Genomic DNA, 16,974 nt, shown 5'->3' with positions numbered 1-16,974 from the left:
CACCGCGAGCCCCGGCTGCCGCAACGCCGAATCCTGCCAGCGGCCGCACGGGAACAGTCGTCGCGTCAAGCGCCGTGGGCAGGAGCGGGGGACCCAAGGTAGGCGCCGCGCCGGGCAGTTGACCGGAGCGGCTAGGGGTGGAGCCGTGCCTCGTGTACGAGGCACGGCCGGGCAACTCAACCGGCCCGAACCCGACAGCTCACCTCGCAGGCGTCGGTGAGGGGATCCATCCATGCTGTTCTCCAGCAAGGGCAAGCACCGCCGTCCGTCCAGGACCACCCGTGTCGTCGCGCTCGCCGGTGTCGCCGGCGCCGCGGTCGCCGCCCCGCTGATGGCGGTCGGTGACGCCTCCGCCGCCACCGCCTCCCAGTGGGACGCGGTCGCGCAGTGCGAGTCCGGTGGCAACTGGTCCATCAACACCGGCAACGGCTTCTACGGCGGCCTCCAGTTCACCAACTCCACCTGGGCCGGGTACGGCGGCACCTCCTACGCGTCGCGCGCCGACCTGGCCTCCAAGTCGCAGCAGGTAGCCGTCGCCGAGAAGGTCCTCGCGGGCCAGGGCAAGGGCGCCTGGCCGGTCTGCGGTAAGGGCCTGTCCGGCGCCGCCTACACGGGCAGCGCCCCCGCGTCTTCGTCGTCGAACGGCAGCTCCGCCAAGAGCACCACCACCCGCTCGACCGAGCGGCAGGCCGCCAACCGCTCCGCGACGCGTCCGGCCCCGAGCGGGACCGTCACCACGCCGACCGGCAAGAAGGTCGAGAAGGGCGACGGCGAGTACAAGGTGGTCTCCGGCGACACCCTCAGCTCCATCGCCGCCCGCCACGGCGTCCAGGGCGGCTGGCAGAAGCTGTTCGAGCTGAACAAGGACATCGTCGACAACGCCGACCTCATCTACCCGGGCCAGCAGCTCCACCTGAAGTAAGGGCCCGTCCCCGCCCTCCACGGGCTCCCCGTCCCGGCGCGTTCCCCCCTGCGCGCCGGGGCGGGGCTTTTTTCGTCTCCCGCACACCGGCCCGTTCCCGAAGATTCCCCTCCCCCTTTGTTCCGAACGGGAACAAAGGGTACTGTCACTCTGTCCATGAGGCGGTCGGTCGGCCGGTCGCCGCCCCGGGACGGTTAGGCTCTAGTCGCAGGGCTCACGCCCCGCACTTTCAGCGTCACATCCCAGAAGGAGATGCTCGTGCCGTCCATCGACGTCGTCGTAGCCCGGGAAATCCTGGACTCCCGAGGCAACCCCACGGTCGAGGTCGAGGTCGGCCTCGACGACGGCAGCACCGGTCGTGCCGCCGTCCCCTCCGGCGCCTCCACCGGTGCCTTCGAGGCCGTCGAACTCCGTGACGGCGACCCCAACCGCTACCAGGGCAAGGGCGTCGAGAAGGCCGTCCTCGCCGTGATCGAGCAGATCGGCCCGGAGCTCGTCGGCTACGACGCCACCGAGCAGCGCCTGATCGACCAGGCCATGTTCGACCTGGACGCCACCGACAACAAGGGCTCGCTGGGCGCCAACGCCATCCTCGGCGTCTCCCTCGCCGTCGCCCACGCCGCCTCCGAGGCCTCGGACCTCCCCCTCTTCCGCTACCTGGGCGGTCCGAACGCGCACCTGCTGCCGGTGCCGATGATGAACATCCTGAACGGCGGCTCGCACGCCGACTCCAACGTGGACATCCAGGAGTTCATGATCGCCCCGATCGGCGCGGAGTCCTTCTCCGAGGCCCTGCGCTGGGGCACCGAGGTCTACCACACCCTGAAGAAGGTCCTGAAGAGCAAGGGCCTGTCCACCGGCCTGGGCGACGAGGGCGGCTTCGCCCCGAACCTCGGCTCCAACCGCGAGGCCCTCGACCTCATCCTCGAAGCGATCAAGGAAGCCGGCTACGCGCCCGGCGAGCAGATCGCCCTCGCGCTCGACGTCGCCGCCTCCGAGTTCTACAAGGACGGCAAGTACCTCTTCGAGGGCAAGGACCGCTCCGCGGCGGAGATGACCGAGTACTACGAGGAGCTGGTGGCCGCCTACCCGCTCGTCTCCATCGAGGACCCGCTGTTCGAGGACGACTGGGCCGGCTGGAAGGTCATCACCGACAAGCTCGGCGACAAGGTCCAGCTCGTCGGCGACGACCTGTTCGTCACCAACCCCGAGCGTCTCGCCCGCGGCATCGAGGAGGGCGCCGCCAACGCGCTGCTCGTGAAGGTGAACCAGATCGGTTCGCTCACCGAGACCCTGGACGCCGTCGAGCTGGCCCAGCGCAACGGCTTCAAGTGCATGATGTCCCACCGCTCCGGCGAGACCGAGGACGTCACGATCGCCGACCTGGCCGTCGCCACCAACTGCGGCCAGATCAAGACCGGCGCCCCGGCCCGCTCCGAGCGCGTCGCCAAGTACAACCAGCTGCTGCGCATCGAGGAGATCCTCGACGACGCCGCGGTGTACGCGGGCCGCTCGGCCTTCCCGCGGTTCCGCTCCGCCCAGTAAGCACGACAAGAGCTCGGCCGCCACGGCGGCTGAGCCGCACAGCGTACGGCTTCGCCCGTCGCACGTACGTCCCCGTACCCGGTCCCGTACCGTGTCCGGGGACGTACGCACGTGTGTGCGCGGGCACGAACGGGAGGCGGGACGATGGCCGTCAAGGACCGGGACCGGTTCTCCACCACGACCAGGATCAGGTTGCTCGGCGAGCAGACCGCGGCCCGCGTCTACCGTTCGCAGACCCGGCGCCAGGCCCGCCGCTCCCGCCTCACCGGCCGCGCGGCGCTGCTCGCGCTGGTGCTGTGCTCGATGGTGGTCGCCCTCGCGTATCCGATGCGGCAGTACGTCTCCCAGCGCGCCGACATCGCCGACCTGCAACGCCAGAAGCGGCAGGCCCAGCAGCGGGTGGAACAACTGCGCGACCTCAAGGCACGCTGGCAGGACGACGCCTACGCCGAACAGCAGATCCGGCGGCGGCTGCACTACGTGAAGCCCGGCGAGACCGGCTACTCCGTGGTCGAACCGGGCCCGGCCGAGCGGTCCCGCGCCGAGCGGGGGACGGCCCGCCGCCCCTGGTACGCCAACGTCTGGGACGGAGTCGACAAGTCCGACGCCTCCGACCAGTGAACTGACAGAGAGATGTACGCAAGGCATGGAAACCCCACCGCCGTCCACTGAGCGCACCGAGCCCACCGAGGCGGACATCGAGGCCTTCGAGCAGCAGCTCGGGCGTCCGCCGCGCGGGCTGCGCGCGATCGCGCACCGCTGCCCCTGCGGGCAGCCCGACGTCGTGGAGACGGCACCGCGGCTGCCCGACGGCACGCCCTTCCCCACGCTGTACTACCTGACGTGCCCGCGCGCCGCCTCGGCCATCGGCACGCTGGAGGCCGACGGCGTGATGAAGGAGATGACGGAGCGGCTGGCCACCGACCCGGAACTGGCGGCCGCGTACCGGGCCGCGCACGAGGACTACATCCGGCGCCGGGACGAGATCGAGAAGCTGACGGGCTTCCCCAGCGCGGGCGGCATGCCGGACCGGGTGAAGTGCCTGCACGTCCTGGTCGCCCACTCGCTCGCCGCCGGGCCCGGTGTGAACCCGCTCGGCGACGAGGCGATCGCGATGCTGCCCGAGTGGTGGCGCAAGGGTCCGTGTGTGACGCCCGCGCAGCCGCCGTCCGGCGAGGGGCGTCAGACCGGGACCTCCGAAGGCGGCCGGTCCGCCGTCGGTCCCCTGGAGACCGGGGAGGACGGCGCATGACCCGGGTCGCCGCCGTCGACTGCGGTACGAACTCCATCCGTCTGCTGGTCGCGGACGCCGACCCGGCGACGGGCGAACTGCGCGAGCTGGACCGGCGCATGACCATCGTGCGGCTCGGCCAGGGCGTCGACCGCACCGGCCGGCTCGCCCCCGAGGCGCTGGAGCGGACCTTCGCGGCCTGCCGGGAGTACGCCCGGGCCGTCAAGGAGCACGGCGCCGAACGGCTGCGCTTCGTGGCCACCTCCGCCTCCCGGGACGCCGAGAACCGGGACGAGTTCGTGCGCGGGGTGATGGACATCCTCGGCGTCGAGCCCGAGGTGATCTCCGGTGACCAGGAGGCGGAGTTCTCCTTCACCGGCGCGACGAGGGAGCTGACGGGCCGTACGGACCTCGCCCGGCCCTTCCTGGTGGTCGACATCGGCGGCGGCTCGACGGAGTTCGTCGTGGGCGACGACCACGTCCGGGCGGCGCGCTCGGTGGACGTGGGCTGCGTCCGCATGACGGAGCGTCACCTGGTGCGGGACGGGGTGGTCACCGACCCGCCGACGGAGGAGCAGATCGCCGCCGTACGCGCCGACATCGAGGCCGCGCTCGACCTCGCCGAGAAGACGGTCCCGCTGCGCGAGGCGCGCACCCTGGTGGGCCTGGCCGGCTCGGTGACGACGGTTTCGGCGATCGCTCAGGAGCTGCCCGGATACGACTCGGCGGCCATCCACCACTCCCGTGTCTCCCGCGAGCGCGTCCGCGAGATCAGCGACCGCCTGCTGCGCTCCACGCACGCCGAGCGCGCGGCGATCCCCTCCATGCACCCGGGCCGTGTCGACGTCATCGGCGCGGGCGCGCTGGTCCTGCTGGCCGTCATGGAGCGGATCGGCGCCAAGGAGGTCGTCGTCAGCGAGCACGACATCCTCGACGGCATCGCGTGGTCCGTGGCGTAGGCTCGTCCCCCTGGTTCTACTGGCCAGTAGCCTGCGGTTGAGCAGTTCGGATACCGTGTGAGCGCACCCGGGGGCCCGTTCGGCGCCCCCTGGTGACGTTCCGCCAGTAAAACTTCGTGAACTTCTTCACAAGGAATTCGCCCGTGTCAAGGGCCGAAAGGGCCTCCGGGGGCCTTTTCGGGGTCTCAGCAGGCGGAAAGCGGTGCTCGGGTGAGCGCCGGGAAGTGGTTCCGGAAGGGCCGCGCGGCCCCTCGGCGGGGGACCGTCTTCGGTCAGATGAGCAGCTCACGCGGTCTTGACAACGGCCCGAACCGGACGGCGGCCGCCTGTGGCCATCAGAGCTCACCGAACGGGGGCGCGGAGTTTACCACAGGGGCTGTCGAACCTTGTGAAGGGGCGCACGAGCGACCCCCCTGGAGCAGGTGGATACTCGATGCCATGAGCACCACGGAGCGTCCCAGGATCCTCGTAGTAGGCGGTGGGTACGTAGGCCTGTACGCAGCTCGGCGCATCCTCAAGAAGATGCGCTACGGAGAGGCGACCGTCACGGTCGTCGACCCCCGTTCGTACATGACCTACCAGCCCTTCCTCCCCGAAGCCGCAGCCGGCAGCATCTCGCCCCGGCACGTCGTCGTCCCGCTGCGACGCGTGCTGCCCAAGGCGGAGGTCCTCACCGGCCGGGTCACCACCATCGACCAGGACCGCAAGGTCGCCACGGTCGCCCCGCTGGTCGGCGAGGCGTACGAGCTGCCCTTCGACTACCTGGTCATCGCGATGGGCGCGGTGTCCCGCACCTTCCCGATCCCCGGCCTCGCCGAGCAGGGCATCGGCATGAAGGGCATCGAGGAGTCCATCGGACTGCGCAACCACGTCCTGGAGCAGCTCGACAAGGCCGACTCCACCACCGACGAGGAGATCCGCCGCAAGGCGCTCACCTTCGTCTTCATCGGCGGTGGCTTCGCCGGCGCCGAGACCATCGGCGAGGTCGAGGACATGGCCCGGGACGCGGCCAAGTACTACAACAACGTGTCCCGCGAGGACATGCGCTTCATCCTCGTCGACGCCGCCGACAAGATCCTCCCCGAGGTCGGCCCCAAGCTCGGCCAGTACGGCAGGGAGCACCTCGAGGGCCGCGGTGTGGAGGTCTACCTCTCCACCTCCATGGAGTCCTGCGTCGACGGCCACGTGGTGCTCAAGAACGGCCTCGAGGTCGACTCCAGCACCATCGTGTGGACCGCGGGCGTCAAGCCCAACCCGGTGCTGTCCCGCTTCGGTCTGCCGCTCGGCCCGCGCGGCCACGTCGACTGCGCGCCCACCCTCCAGGTGCAGGGCACGGACTACATCTGGGCCGCCGGTGACAACGCGCAGGTGCCCGACCTCGTCGGCCGCCGGGCGGGCAACGAGAACGCCTGGTGCCCGCCGAACGCCCAGCACGCGCTGCGTCAGGCCAAGGTCCTCGGTGACAACGTGATCTCCCAGATGCGGGGCTTCCCGCAGGGGGACTACGAGCACGCCAACAAGGGCGCGGTGGCGGGTCTCGGCCTGCACAAGGGCGTCGCGATGATCGTCATGGGCAAGATGAAGATCAAGCTCAAGGGTCGCCTCGCCTGGTACATGCACCGCGGCTACCACGGCATGGCCATGCCGACCTGGAACCGGAAGATCCGCATCTTCGCCGACTGGACCCTCGGCATGTTCCTCAAGCGCGAGGTCGTCTCCCTCGGCGCCATGGAGAACCCCCGCGAGGAGTTCTACGAGGCCGCCAAGCCCGCGCCGGTGCCCGCCGCCGCGGGGAAGACCGAGGAGAAGGCCAAGGCCTCCTGACCCAGGCCTCCCGGCTTCCGGGTCTCTGACCTCCGGGCCGTACGGCCTCCTGGCCCGACGCACGAACCGAAGGACCTCCCGCCATCCGTGGTGCGGGAGGTCCTTCGGCGTTCCGCCCGTCGTGACACGGAGCCGTTGCGGTGGAACGGTGGTGTTTGCCCAGTCGTAACTCCGTTGCGGGACTGCGCCCGATGCGTCCCGGTGTTTACGTGGTGGATGACATTCCGGCGTTCGTCGTCATGGAGGTGTGCACCATGCCCGATGCCGCGCTGCGGCTCACACGACTCCTCGAACAACTGGTGGGGACCCCGCTTCCCGTGCGCGTCCGCGCCTGGGACGGTTCCGAGGCGGGGCCGCCGGACGCACCGATGCTCGTCGTACGCAACCGCCGGGCCCTGCGGCGGCTGCTGTTCAAGCCGGGCGAACTGGGCCTGGCCCGCGCCTGGGTGGCCGGCGACCTGACCGTCGAGGGCGACCTCTACACCGCGCTGGAACTGCTCTCGGGCCTGATCTGGGAGCGTGGCGAGGACGCCCGCGGTCTCGCCGGGACGCTGCGCGACCCGCAGGCCCGCGCCGCCGTCCGCGGCCTGGTGAAGCTGGGCGGCCCGCCGCTGCCGCCCGCCCCGCCCGGCGAGGAGATCCGCAGGCGCCGCGGCCACCTGCACACCAGGCACAGCGACAGGCGCGCCATCAGCCACCACTACGACGTCGGCAACGACTTCTACGAGCTCGTCCTCGGCCCCGCCATGGTGTACTCCTGCGCCTACTGGCCGGCCCGCGAACCCCTCGCCACCCTCGAACAGGCCCAGCACGACAAGCTCGAACTGATCTCGCGCAAGCTGGACCTGAGGCCCGGTCGGCGCCTCCTCGACGTCGGCTGCGGCTGGGGGTCCATGGCAGTCCACGCGGCCCGCGAGCACGGCGTGGGCGTCGTCGGCGTCACCCTGTCCCAGGAGCAGGCGGCGTACGCCCGCAAGCGCGTCGCCGACGAGGGGCTCACCGACCGGGTGGAGATCCGCGTCCAGGACTACCGGGACGTGGACGACGGCCCCTACGACGCGATCTCCTCCATCGGCATGGCCGAACACGTCGGGGCTGCTTCCTACCTGCGGTACGCGCGTGATCTGCACGCCCTGCTGAAGCCCGGCGGACGGCTGCTCAACCACCAGATCGGCCGCCGGCCGCAGCGGGACGAATCCGAGTACCACGTGGACGAGTTCATCGACGCCTACGTCTTCCCGGACGGCGAACTCGCCCCCGTCGGCACCACCGTGACCCAGTTGGAGCGGGCCGGCTTCGAGGTTCGCGACGTGGAGTCGATCCGCGAGCACTACGCGCTCACCCTGCGCCGCTGGGTGGCCAACCTGGAGGCGGACTGGGACCGGGCGGTGCGACTCACCAGCCCCGGACGCGCCCGTGTCTGGCTCCTGTACATGGCGGCCTCCGCGCTCGCCTTCGAACGCAACCGCATCGGCGTCAATCAGGTGCTGGCCGTGCGGACCCCCGCGTCCGGCGACTCGGGGATGCCGCTGCGGGCCCGCACCTGGGGCGCCCCGCCCGCCTAGCGCACGCCGCCCGGCTCATACGCCAAGGGAGCCCGTTCCGTCATGGACGCTGTTGGTTAATTCCGCCCCGCTGGATCTCATCCAGCGGGGCGGAGTGCTGCGAAGGGCGAAACGCGAGTCTTGGCGAGTGGTCTGCCGGTGAGCCAGGCATCGATGCGGGCGAGGTTGATGGCGGCGCCGGTGCAGTAGTGCTGCAACCGGGTCTTGGTGAGGCCGCGGTAGCGGGATCTGCGCAGGCCGAACGCCTGGACGCTCTGTGAGATGGTGCCCTCGACGCCGGCTCGGTGTCCGTAGCGGCGGCGCCAGTGGTCGGTGTCCTGCTCGATACGGGCCTGTTGAAGGATGTCGTGCTCGGTCTTCGGTCTCAGGGTCAGATTGCGGCCGGTCCTGGAGCTGGTGCACGAGGTCCGCAGTTCGCAGGGGTCGCAGTGCCGGGCAGCGAACCGGACCCGGGTGACTGGGGCCTCCCACTGGCTTTGGGCTTCCCGCCACTGGACGCTGGTTTGGCCTCCGGGGCAGACGGCCTTGCGTTGGTCCCAGTCGATGGTGAAGCGGGTGTTGTTGAAGACGTCTCCGGTCGCCTGTCCCTTCACGGTGGTGGGCTTGACCGGACCGACCAGTTCGATGTCGTGATCGCGGCGGGCGTGGTGGATCTGTTCGGCGTCGATGTATCCGGCGTCCACCAGGTGCTCGTCCGGCAGCAGGCCCCGTTCGGCCAGGGCGGTGTGGATGTCCTCCAGGACGAGGACGTCGTTGACGGGCGCCGGCGTGGTGCGAATGTGGGTGATCAGATGCGGTGCGTCGGGCTCGCAGGTCTCGCTGAGGTGGACCTTGTAACCGGACCAGCCCAGATCCCGTTTCGAACCAGTGCGGGCCTCGGGTTCGTAGGGGGTCCGTAAGCGGATCAGGCCCGGCGGGAGGTCCTTCGTCCCCCGCCAGCGCACGGCGCCCTCAACGTGGTGGAACTGCTGCACCCAGGTCTGCCGCAGGAACTCCACTGCGGGCAGGCTCTGCAACGTGGGCGGTGACGCGGCCGACCAGACGGCCTCCAGCAGCGTCATGCCGTCGGTCCCGCACTGGTCGGCGTGTTCGACGCGGGCCGCCCACCGGGACGCGAAGCGGCTGTCCTCCGGCCTGGCCGAGTAGCGGTCGAACCACTCCGGCGGCGACACCGTCACCAGCCAGTCCCCGGCCTCCGCCGCCACCTGGTTCAGTGCCGCCCGCAGTGTCTCGACCACGAACTCCAGACGGTTCAGGTCTCTTGTTGCGGCCAGCACATGCGTGGCATCCGTGCGCTGCCGCTTGCCCGCCTTGACCAGCCCTGCCTCGCCGGCCGCCCGGAGTACTGCATCGAACATCATCTGGACGGCCTCGCCGTCGACCAGCCGGGCACGGAACTCGCTGAGTACCGAGAAGTCGAATCCGGTGTCGGCCAACTCCAGCGAGAGGGCGTACTTCCAGTCCAGACGGGAGCGGACCGCGTGTGCGGCCTGCCTGTCGGTCAGCCCCTCGGCGAACTGCAACACCGACACCAGCGCGAGCCGGGCCGGAGACACCGCCGGCCGCCCCCTGACCGGAAACAGTTCCTCGAAATCGGCATCCGAGAACACCGGCCCGAGCGCATCCCGCACCCGCATAACCGGGCAGCCCTTCGGGAACACCGCACGTGCCAGCCGAGCGGTCTCCTCCGGAATCTCCGCCAGATCCACCCCACGCAGGGACACCGAACCCACCCCTCAACACGACGACGGCCTGCACAACCCCAACGGGGTCATCCAGGCCGTCGTCACGCCCGCACCCGATTTACCAACAGCGTCCGTCATGGAACGGGCCCCCTTTGGCGCCGAGGTCGCACAGGCGACCGCTACTCCGACTTGATGGCCTGGAGCATGTTCAGGCGGGCCGCGCGCCGGGCCGGCCACAGGGCCGCCAGCACGCCGACCGCCGCCGCGAGCAGCAGGAAGACGACCAGCCGCGACCAGGGCAGGATCAGCTCGTACGTCGACAGGCTGGAGCCCAGCAGCTCACCGGCCGCCCAGCCGAAGAAGACGCCGAGCCCGATGCCGAGGACACCGCCGAACAGGGAGATCACCAGGGACTCCAGACGGACCATCCGCTTGATGCCCTTGCGGTCCAGGCCGATGGCGCGGAGCATGCCGATCTCCTGGGAGCGCTCGAACACCGACATCGCCAGGGTGTTGATGACTCCGAGGACCGCGACGATCACCGCCATGGCGAGCAGGCCGTAGAGCAGGTTCAGCATCAGGGTGAAGATCTGCGCGATGCCGTTGGAGATGTCCTTCTTGTCCTGGATCTTGATTGCCGGGTTGGAGCCGAGGGCCTCCACCAGCCGGTCCTTGGTCGCGTCGGACGCCCCGTCGGAGGTCTTGACCATGACCTGCATGTCGTTCGGGCGGGACTCGTGCGGCGTGAGGGTGGCGTTGTCCAGCATGATCCCGCGGATCATCTCGTTGCCCTCGTAGACCCCGGCGACGGTCAGGCGCTGCTTCTTGCCGTCCTCGAAGGAGGCGGTGAAGACCGAACCGGCCTTCCAGTCGTGCGACTTGGCGGTCTTGTCGTCGACGACGACCTTCGTGCCGCCGACCGTGAAGGAGCCGTCGTCGACCCGGAGATCGGTCAGCTCGCGGATCGCCTTGCCGTTCACCCCGGTGAGGAACTCGGTCTGCCCGTCGATGCGGGAGGGCGCGTTGCGCAGCGGGCTGGTGGCCGTCACGCCCTCGGTGGCGCGCAGCTTGCTGTCGACGTCCGGGGAGAGGAAGTTGCCGTTCGCCATCGACACCACGTAGTCGGCGCGGATCGCGGACGAGGCCATCTTGTCGATCGCGTGCTGGAGGCTGCCCGCCATCACGGTCATGCCGGTGATGAGGGTCAGGCCGATCATCAGCGCGGACGCGGTGGCCGCCGTACGGCGCGGGTTGCGTACCGAGTTCTGCCGGGCCAGCTTGCCGGAGACGCCGAAGGCGCGCAGGACGGGGGCCGTGGCGGCGATCAGCGGACGGGACAGCAGCGGGGTCAGGATGAACACGCCGATGATCAGCAGCACCGCGCCGATGCCCATGGGTGCCTGGGCGGACTGGATGTCGTCCATCGTCGTGGCCGCCAGGACCGTGGCGACACCGGCGGCCGAGAACAGGGCGCCGATGGTGTTGCGCAGCACCAGCGACTTGGCGGTCGCCTGGGCGTGCAGGCTGCTCATCGCCGCCACCGGCGGGATCTTGGCGGCCCGGCGGCCGGGCAGCCACGCGGCCAGCATGGTCACGAGGACACCGACCGCGAGGGCGGCGACGGCCGTGCCGGGCGTGACGACCAGCGGCCCGTCGGGCACGGTGGCGCCCATCGAGCCCAGCAGGGACTTCAGTCCGGCGCCGATGCCGATGCCCGCGACCAGACCGGTCACGGCGGCCACCGTGCCCACCAGGAACGCCTCGATCAGCACGGACCGGGTGACCTGGCGGCGGGAGGCGCCGACCGCGCGCAGCAGCGCCAGTTCCTTGGTGCGCTGGGCGACCAGCATGGTGAAGGTGTTGGCGATGATGAACGTGCCGACGAACAGCGCGATGCCGGCGAAGACCAGCAGGCCCTGACGCAGTCCGCTCATCGAGTCCGAGATCATCCGCGCCTGGTCGTCGGCGAGCTTGGCGGCGGTGGTCGTCTCGGTCTTCCCCTTCGGCAGCACCCGGTCGAGCTGCGTCTTCAGCGCCGCCTGGCTGGTGCCCGCCTTCGCCTGCACGTCGATCTCGTCGTACGTGCCCGGCTTGCCGAACAGCTTCTGGGCGGTCGCCGTGTCGAACAGGGCGAGGCTGCCGCCGGCCGCGACGTTGCCGTCGTCGGTGGTGAAGATGCCGCTGACGGTGGGCTTCAGGACGGGGCCGTCGACGGAGACGCGGACGGTGTCGCCGACCTTGTACCCGGCGCGCCGGGCGGTCTCGGAGTCGATGAGGACCTGGTTCTCGCCGTGCGGGGCGGCGCCCGACTTGAGCGGGTAACGGGGGTCCTTCGTGCCCCAGTAGTTGCCGCCCTGGGACTGGAAGCCGCCGCCGATCAGCTTGCCGTCCTTGTCGGCGATCGCGGTGAAGCCGTGCACGACGCCGATGACGGAGCCGGCGCCGGGGACGCGGGCGCTCTCGTCCAGCAGCGCCTGGGTCAGCTCGGGCCGCTTGCCGACCTGGTCGCCCTTGCTCTGCTGGAACTTGGACCGCACGGCCACGTCGACATGGTCGAAGCCCTTGGCGGAACTCTTCTGGAACGCGTCCGAGATGGTGTTGGTGAAGACCAGGGTCCCCGACACGAAGGCGACGCCGAGCATCACGGCGAGCACAGTCATGAGGAGCCGGGCCTTGTGCGCGAGTACGTTGCGCAAGGCTGTGCGGAACATGGGTTCGTCTCAGTCCAGGGTGTACGAGGGGGTGGTGGGAGGGAGGCGGGAGGTCAGCTGGTGCGGCCCTTGCCGTCGAACTGCTTCATACGGTCGAGGACCGAATCCGCCGTGGGGTCGTACACCTCGTCCACGATCCGCCCGTCCGCGAGGAACACCACCCGGTCCGCGTACGCCGCGGCCACCGGGTCGTGGGTCACCATCACCACCGTCTGGCCCAGGTCGCGCACGGAGTTGCGCAGGAAGCCGAGCACCTCGGCGCCGGAGCGCGAGTCGAGGTTTCCGGTGGGCTCGTCACCGAAGATGATCTCCGGCTTGGCCGCCAGCGCCCGGGCGACGGCGACGCGCTGCTGCTGACCGCCGGAGAGCTGGGAGGGCCGGTGGCCCAGCCGGTCGGCGAGCCCGATCATCCGGATCACGGAGTCGAGCCACTCCTGGTCCGGCTTGCGGCCGGCGATGTCCATCGGAAGCGTGATGTTCTCCAGGGCCGTGAGCGTCGGCAGCAGGTTGAACGCCTGGAAGATGAAGCCGATCTTGTCCCGGCGCAGCCGGGTGAGCTGCTTGTCCTTCAGCGAGCCGAGTTCGGTGTCGCCGATGCGCACCGAACCGGAGGAGAACGTGTCCAGGCCCGCGACGCAGTGCATCAGCGTGGACTTGCCGGACCCGGAGGGGCCCATGATCGCGGTGAACTCGGCCTGGCGGAAGTCGACGGAGACCCGGTCGAGGGCGACCACCTGGGTCTCGCCCTGTCCGTAGATCTTCGACAGATCCGTGGCACGCGCGGCCACGGCGGTGGTCCGGCCGGCGATGGAAGAGGTGGTCACGGGTGGATGCTCCTGACGGGACGACGACGTTCGCGGGACGTAGACCATCGTCGCGGCCGATCGGGCCCGTGCAGTCAGCCGCTGCTCCCGTTCCGGGGGCCGCCTGGGGTCGGAGTAAGGCCGGGCGTGTCATACCTGGGGATGAGGGCCGTCCCTGATACCCGGGGATGAACTGCGTTTTTCCGCTCGGCTGCGAAGAACGGGGGGAGCGCCCCGGTTCGGACGGTGAAATTCCGTCATTCCCTGTGCGCGCCCGGCGCTCGCCCGCAAGGCTGTTGGCAAGTGCCGATGGCCGCCCCCGAGTGCTGATGCTCCCTCAGTTGCCAATAAAATCAGACAACATGAGTCCACCCGGCCGCCGTTCGAGGACGGGGCCCCGATAGGGTCGGAGCCGCAGCGCGGAGCCCATGGCCTGCCCGGATGGTGGAAAGCAGACACGGCGAGCTTAAACCTCGCTGCCCCTTCGCGGGCGTGCCGGTTCAAGTCCGGCTCCGGGCACCACCCACGTCGCACACGGTCTCACCCGCGTGCCGGGGTCTGTGGCAGGAGAGCGGGTCGAGCAGGTCTCCCCGCATCCGCGGCCCACGCCCCCTCAGTCGCCCGCACCGCCGCGCTTCGGCGCCGGCGCGCATCGACGCGAATCCCCATCGACGCGGACAACCATTGACATCGGACGGGTCCCGACGGAAACTCAGGGCGCATTACAGTGAAAGAAATTTCACCAGACGAACGCACTCGTGCGGCGACGCCCATCCGAAGGGAACGACCGATGCGCACCACCGTCGGCATCATCGGAGCCGGACCGGCCGGCCTGCTCCTCGCCCGGCTGCTCCACAACGCCGGGATCGACTCGGTCGTCCTGGAGAGCCGCGACCGCGCCTACGTCGAGCACCGGCAGCGGGCCGGAATCCTGGAGCAGGGCACCGTCGACGTGCTGCGCGCGGCCGGGGCGGGGGAGCGGATGGACCGCGAGGGGCTGCGGCACGACGGGATCGAGCTGCGCTTCGACCGGCGCCGGCACCGTGTCGACTTCCCCGCGCTCACCGGTGGACGGTCGGTGATGGTCTACGCCCAGACCGAGGTCTGCAAGGACCTCATCGCCCTCCAGCTCGACGAGGGCGGCCCGCTGCTGTTCGAGGCGGAGGCGCTGGCCGTGGAAGGGGCGGAGAGCGACCGCCCCGCCGTCCGGTTCCGCCACCAGGGGCGAGAGGACGTCCTCCAGTGCGACTACGTCGTCGGCTGCGACGGCTTCTGGGGCGTGGCCCGCAAGGCCGTACCGGCCTCGCTCTCCCAGGTGTTCGAGCGGACGTACCCCTTCGGCTGGCTCGGCATCCTCGCCGACGTCGCCCCCTCGCACGACGAGCTGGTCTACGCCCGCCACGACCGCGGTTTCGCCCTGCTCTCCATGCGCTCGCCGTCCGTCTCCCGCCTCTACCTCCAGGTGCCCGCGGACACCGACGCCGCGGCGTGGAACGACGAGGAGATCTGGGACGAGCTCGAACGGCGGCTGGAGACCGACGACGACTGGACCCTGCGCCGCGGCCCGATCACCCAGAAGTCGGTGACCCCGATGCGCTCCTACGTCCACGAGCCCATGCGGCACGGCCGCCTGTTCCTGGCCGGGGACTCCGCCCACATCGTGCCGCCGACCGGGGCCAAGGGGCTGAACCTTGCCGTCGGCGACGTCGTCACCTTCGCGCGGGCGCTCGTCCACGAGAGGGAGACGGGGTCCGCCGCACTCCTCGACGCCTACTCGGCGACCTGCCTGCGGCGCGTCTGGCAGGCGGAGCGCTTCAGCTACGACATGACGACGATGCTGCACCGCGACCCGGACGCCACCGCCTTCGAGCAACGCCTGCAACAGGCCCGTCTGGACCGGATCAGCTCCTGCCGGGCCGCCGAGACCGACCTCGCCGAGGGCTACACCGGGTTCCCGATCGGCTGACGGACAGTCGGGTGGTCTCCGCCCGGTTCCGGACGTGTTCCGGGTCGGTCAGGATCGGGGCCCCTCCTGGCCGGGAATCAGTCGGCAACGTAGCGTGTTCGGCAGCATGGCGAGGGAAAGATCCTTCCGAGGTACTGGGGTCAGCCCTTTGCCTTTCCATTACCCTTGAGGCCAAGGCCGCGCCGCGCGGCCATGGAGGAGTGAGATGAGGAGCAGAAACCCGGTCTTCTCGCGACGGGGGTTCAGCCGCGACAACGGCTACGCGGGCTTCAACGCCGCGCCGCAGGCCGGGGGTCCAGCTGTCGGCACGCAGGGCAATCCGTACGCGCAGGGCAACCCGTACGCCCAGCCGAGCGGCAACCCCTACGCGCAGAACCCTTACGCTCAACAAGACCTTCAGGGCGCGCCGCCGCAGGCCCCGGCCACCACCGGCCGGATGACGATGGACGACGTCGTCCTGCGCACCGCGTCCACGCTCGGCACGCTGGTCCTGACGGCCGCGCTCGCCTGGGCGCTGCTGCCGGTCGACAGCGCCAACATCAACCGTTCCTACGGGATCGGCATCGGCGCCATGGTGATCGGCATGGTGCTGGCCCTGGTGCAGTCCTTCAAGCGCAAGGCCTCGCCCGCGCTGATCCTGTCCTACGCCGCGGTCGAGGGCGTGTTCCTCGGCGTCGTCTCCAACGTCGTCGACACCCATGTCGCCAGCGGCGCGGCCATGCAGGCCGTGATCGGCACGATGGCCGTCTTCGTCGGTGTCCTGCTGGCGTACAAGGCGGGCTGGATCCGCGTCACCCGCCGGTTCTACGGCTTCGTGATGGCGGCGGCGCTCGGCTTCGTGCTGCTGATGATGGTCAACATGCTGTTCGCGGTGTTCGGCGGCGGCGACGGCCTCGGCTTCCGCAGCGGCCCGCTCGGCATCCTCTTCGGCGTCATCGGCATCATCCTCGGCGCCTGCTTCCTGGCCCTGGACTTCAAGCAGGTCGAGGACGGCATCGCCTACGGCGCGCCGCGCGAGGAAGCGTGGCTCGCGGCCTTCGGCCTCACGCTGACCCTGGTGTGGATCTACATGGAGTTCCTGCGCCTCATCGCGATCCTCAACCAGAGCGACTAGTCCGCGCCGGACAAAGGCAAGGACGGCGAGAGTCGACCAGAGCCGACACGAGCAAGGACAAGGGCCCCGGGTCTTCCCGGGGCCCTTCGTCGTTCGGCGCCGTGTCCCCCGTTCGGCGCCGGTCGCCGCGCCGCATGCCTAGGGCCTCTCGTTTGGATCATGCCGGGCTCGCGGGGTCTGGCACCGCTCCCCCAAGCTCTTCGAGCAGGGGGCACCCCCAGCCGCGTTGTCGTCGGTTGGCAGGGCTCCGCCCTGCCGCCCTCCTCCGCCTTGCGACGCACGGCACCAGACCCCGCTCCCTGATCCGGCCTGATCCAAACGAAAGACCCTAGAGCAGCTTGCGCGCGGCCCTTCTCAGGTCGTACTCGTGGATGAGCGCCTTGGCGTGGCCGTACGCGAGGTCGTGCTCGTGGCGGAGCCAGCTGACCTTCTCCTCGAAGCGGAGCGCGGGGCCTTCTTCGACGGTGCGCAGCCAGTCGGAGATGGCACGACCGGTGCAGTGGGGGATGCGGGCGAGCAGATTGCGATGGGTCTCTTCGGAGAAGACTTGGGACATCGGCGCCTCCGGACGCATTCGAAGCCGGTCCTTCACGTCACCGTGCCTGAGGGTTCGCGTATTGGCAACAGTCGTGCCGCGGCGCGTACTCTC

The 16,974-nt window shown here is 70.1% G+C and carries 13 protein-coding genes, 1 tRNA gene and 1 riboswitch; of the genes, 10 read left to right on the top strand and 4 right to left on the bottom strand.

The genetic code is table 11. The features are described 5' to 3' along the window. Positions 1-60 precede the first annotated feature (60 nt). Positions 61-228, top strand: a riboswitch (cyclic di-AMP (ydaO/yuaA leader). A gap of 4 nt (positions 229-232) precedes the next feature. The 7 genes from OIE49_RS15135 to OIE49_RS15105 all read left to right on the top strand — a co-directional run bounded on the left by OIE49_RS15135 (position 233) and on the right by OIE49_RS15105 (position 8,046). Next, positions 233-922 carry a transglycosylase family protein gene (locus tag OIE49_RS15135; RefSeq protein ID WP_326802768.1) on the top strand — a complete coding sequence of 230 codons (690 nt, stop codon included), beginning with the start codon at positions 233-235 and terminating at the stop codon, positions 920-922. A gap of 252 nt (positions 923-1,174) precedes the next feature. Further along, on the top strand, positions 1,175-2,467 hold the full coding sequence (gene eno / locus OIE49_RS15130; protein ID WP_100571030.1) for a phosphopyruvate hydratase: 1,293 nt from the start codon (positions 1,175-1,177) through the stop codon (positions 2,465-2,467). Between the two features lie 144 nt (positions 2,468-2,611). After that, positions 2,612-3,088: an FtsB family cell division protein gene (locus OIE49_RS15125; RefSeq protein WP_100571029.1), complete on the top strand. Its 477-nt coding sequence runs from the start codon at positions 2,612-2,614 to the stop codon at positions 3,086-3,088. A 25-nt stretch (positions 3,089-3,113) separates the two neighbouring features. Continuing rightward, on the top strand, positions 3,114-3,719 hold the full coding sequence (locus tag OIE49_RS15120) for a DUF501 domain-containing protein (protein WP_326802767.1): 606 nt from the start codon (positions 3,114-3,116) through the stop codon (positions 3,717-3,719). Beyond that, positions 3,716-4,657, top strand: a complete 942-nt coding sequence (locus OIE49_RS15115; RefSeq protein WP_326802766.1) for a Ppx/GppA phosphatase family protein — start codon at positions 3,716-3,718, stop codon at positions 4,655-4,657. Before OIE49_RS15120 ends, OIE49_RS15115 begins: the two co-directional genes overlap by 4 nt. A 438-nt stretch (positions 4,658-5,095) precedes the next feature. Further along, positions 5,096-6,481 (top strand): NAD(P)/FAD-dependent oxidoreductase, encoded by a 1,386-nt coding sequence (locus OIE49_RS15110; protein WP_100571026.1) that lies wholly within the window; start codon positions 5,096-5,098, stop codon positions 6,479-6,481. A gap of 254 nt (positions 6,482-6,735) precedes the next feature. After that, positions 6,736-8,046 carry a cyclopropane-fatty-acyl-phospholipid synthase family protein gene (locus tag OIE49_RS15105; protein ID WP_326806237.1) on the top strand — a complete coding sequence of 437 codons (1,311 nt, stop codon included), beginning with the start codon at positions 6,736-6,738 and terminating at the stop codon, positions 8,044-8,046. 77 nt (positions 8,047-8,123) lie between these two features. Here the strand turns inward: OIE49_RS15105 and OIE49_RS15100 are convergent, their stop codons facing one another. The 3 genes from OIE49_RS15100 to OIE49_RS15090 form a co-directional block, all read right to left on the bottom strand. Further along, entirely contained in the window at positions 8,124-9,770 is a 1,647-nt protein-coding gene (locus tag OIE49_RS15100) for an IS1182 family transposase (RefSeq protein ID WP_326802765.1), read from the bottom strand. A 140-nt stretch (positions 9,771-9,910) separates the two neighbouring features. After that, positions 9,911-12,442, bottom strand: a complete 2,532-nt coding sequence (locus OIE49_RS15095; RefSeq protein ID WP_326802764.1) for an ABC transporter permease — start codon at positions 12,440-12,442, stop codon at positions 9,911-9,913. A 53-nt stretch (positions 12,443-12,495) separates the two neighbouring features. Next, complete coding sequence (locus OIE49_RS15090) at positions 12,496-13,266, bottom strand: ABC transporter ATP-binding protein (protein WP_100571024.1); 771 nt, start codon at positions 13,264-13,266, stop codon at positions 12,496-12,498. Between the two features lie 414 nt (positions 13,267-13,680). On the opposite strand from OIE49_RS15090, the gene OIE49_RS15085 reads away from it, so the two are divergent. From OIE49_RS15085 to OIE49_RS15075, 3 genes are all read left to right on the top strand, one after another. Continuing rightward, a tRNA-Leu gene (locus OIE49_RS15085) sits at positions 13,681-13,767 on the top strand. Between the two features lie 268 nt (positions 13,768-14,035). Further along, complete coding sequence (locus tag OIE49_RS15080; protein ID WP_326802763.1) at positions 14,036-15,211, top strand: 4-hydroxybenzoate 3-monooxygenase; 1,176 nt, start codon at positions 14,036-14,038, stop codon at positions 15,209-15,211. Positions 15,212-15,416: 205 nt separating this feature from the next. Then, positions 15,417-16,325, top strand: coding sequence for a Bax inhibitor-1/YccA family protein (locus OIE49_RS15075; protein ID WP_100571022.1), 909 nt, complete (start codon positions 15,417-15,419; stop codon positions 16,323-16,325). Between the two features lie 328 nt (positions 16,326-16,653). On the opposite strand, the gene OIE49_RS15070 is transcribed toward OIE49_RS15075, so the two are convergent. Then, a complete protein-coding gene (locus tag OIE49_RS15070; RefSeq protein WP_100571135.1) occupies positions 16,654-16,881 on the bottom strand; it encodes a DUF4287 domain-containing protein in 228 nt (75 codons plus the stop codon). Positions 16,882-16,974: the final 93 nt, after the last annotated feature.

The organism is Streptomyces sp. NBC_01788 (assembly GCF_035917575.1).
Lineage (GTDB): Bacteria > Actinomycetota > Actinomycetes > Streptomycetales > Streptomycetaceae > Streptomyces.
This window is presented reverse-complemented; position numbering and strand designations above follow the sequence as displayed.

Excerpts from the sequence above, each read along its gene's own strand:
- OIE49_RS15135 (WP_326802768.1), top strand. The coding sequence starts at position 233 with ATGCTGTTCTCCAGCAAGGGCAAGCACCGCCGTCCGTCCAGGACCACC.
- eno (WP_100571030.1), top strand. The coding sequence starts at position 1,175 with ATGCTCGTGCCGTCCATCGACGTCGTCGTAGCCCGGGAAATCCTGGAC.
- OIE49_RS15125 (WP_100571029.1), top strand. The coding sequence starts at position 2,612 with ATGGCCGTCAAGGACCGGGACCGGTTCTCCACCACGACCAGGATCAGG.
- OIE49_RS15120 (WP_326802767.1), top strand. The coding sequence starts at position 3,114 with ATGGAAACCCCACCGCCGTCCACTGAGCGCACCGAGCCCACCGAGGCG.
- OIE49_RS15115 (WP_326802766.1), top strand. The coding sequence starts at position 3,716 with ATGACCCGGGTCGCCGCCGTCGACTGCGGTACGAACTCCATCCGTCTG.
- OIE49_RS15110 (WP_100571026.1), top strand. The coding sequence starts at position 5,096 with ATGAGCACCACGGAGCGTCCCAGGATCCTCGTAGTAGGCGGTGGGTAC.
- OIE49_RS15105 (WP_326806237.1), top strand. The coding sequence starts at position 6,736 with ATGCCCGATGCCGCGCTGCGGCTCACACGACTCCTCGAACAACTGGTG.
- OIE49_RS15095 (WP_326802764.1), bottom strand. The coding sequence starts at position 12,442 with ATGTTCCGCACAGCCTTGCGCAACGTACTCGCGCACAAGGCCCGGCTC.
- OIE49_RS15080 (WP_326802763.1), top strand. The coding sequence starts at position 14,036 with ATGCGCACCACCGTCGGCATCATCGGAGCCGGACCGGCCGGCCTGCTC.
- OIE49_RS15075 (WP_100571022.1), top strand. The coding sequence starts at position 15,417 with ATGAGGAGCAGAAACCCGGTCTTCTCGCGACGGGGGTTCAGCCGCGAC.
- OIE49_RS15070 (WP_100571135.1), bottom strand. The coding sequence starts at position 16,881 with ATGTCCCAAGTCTTCTCCGAAGAGACCCATCGCAATCTGCTCGCCCGC.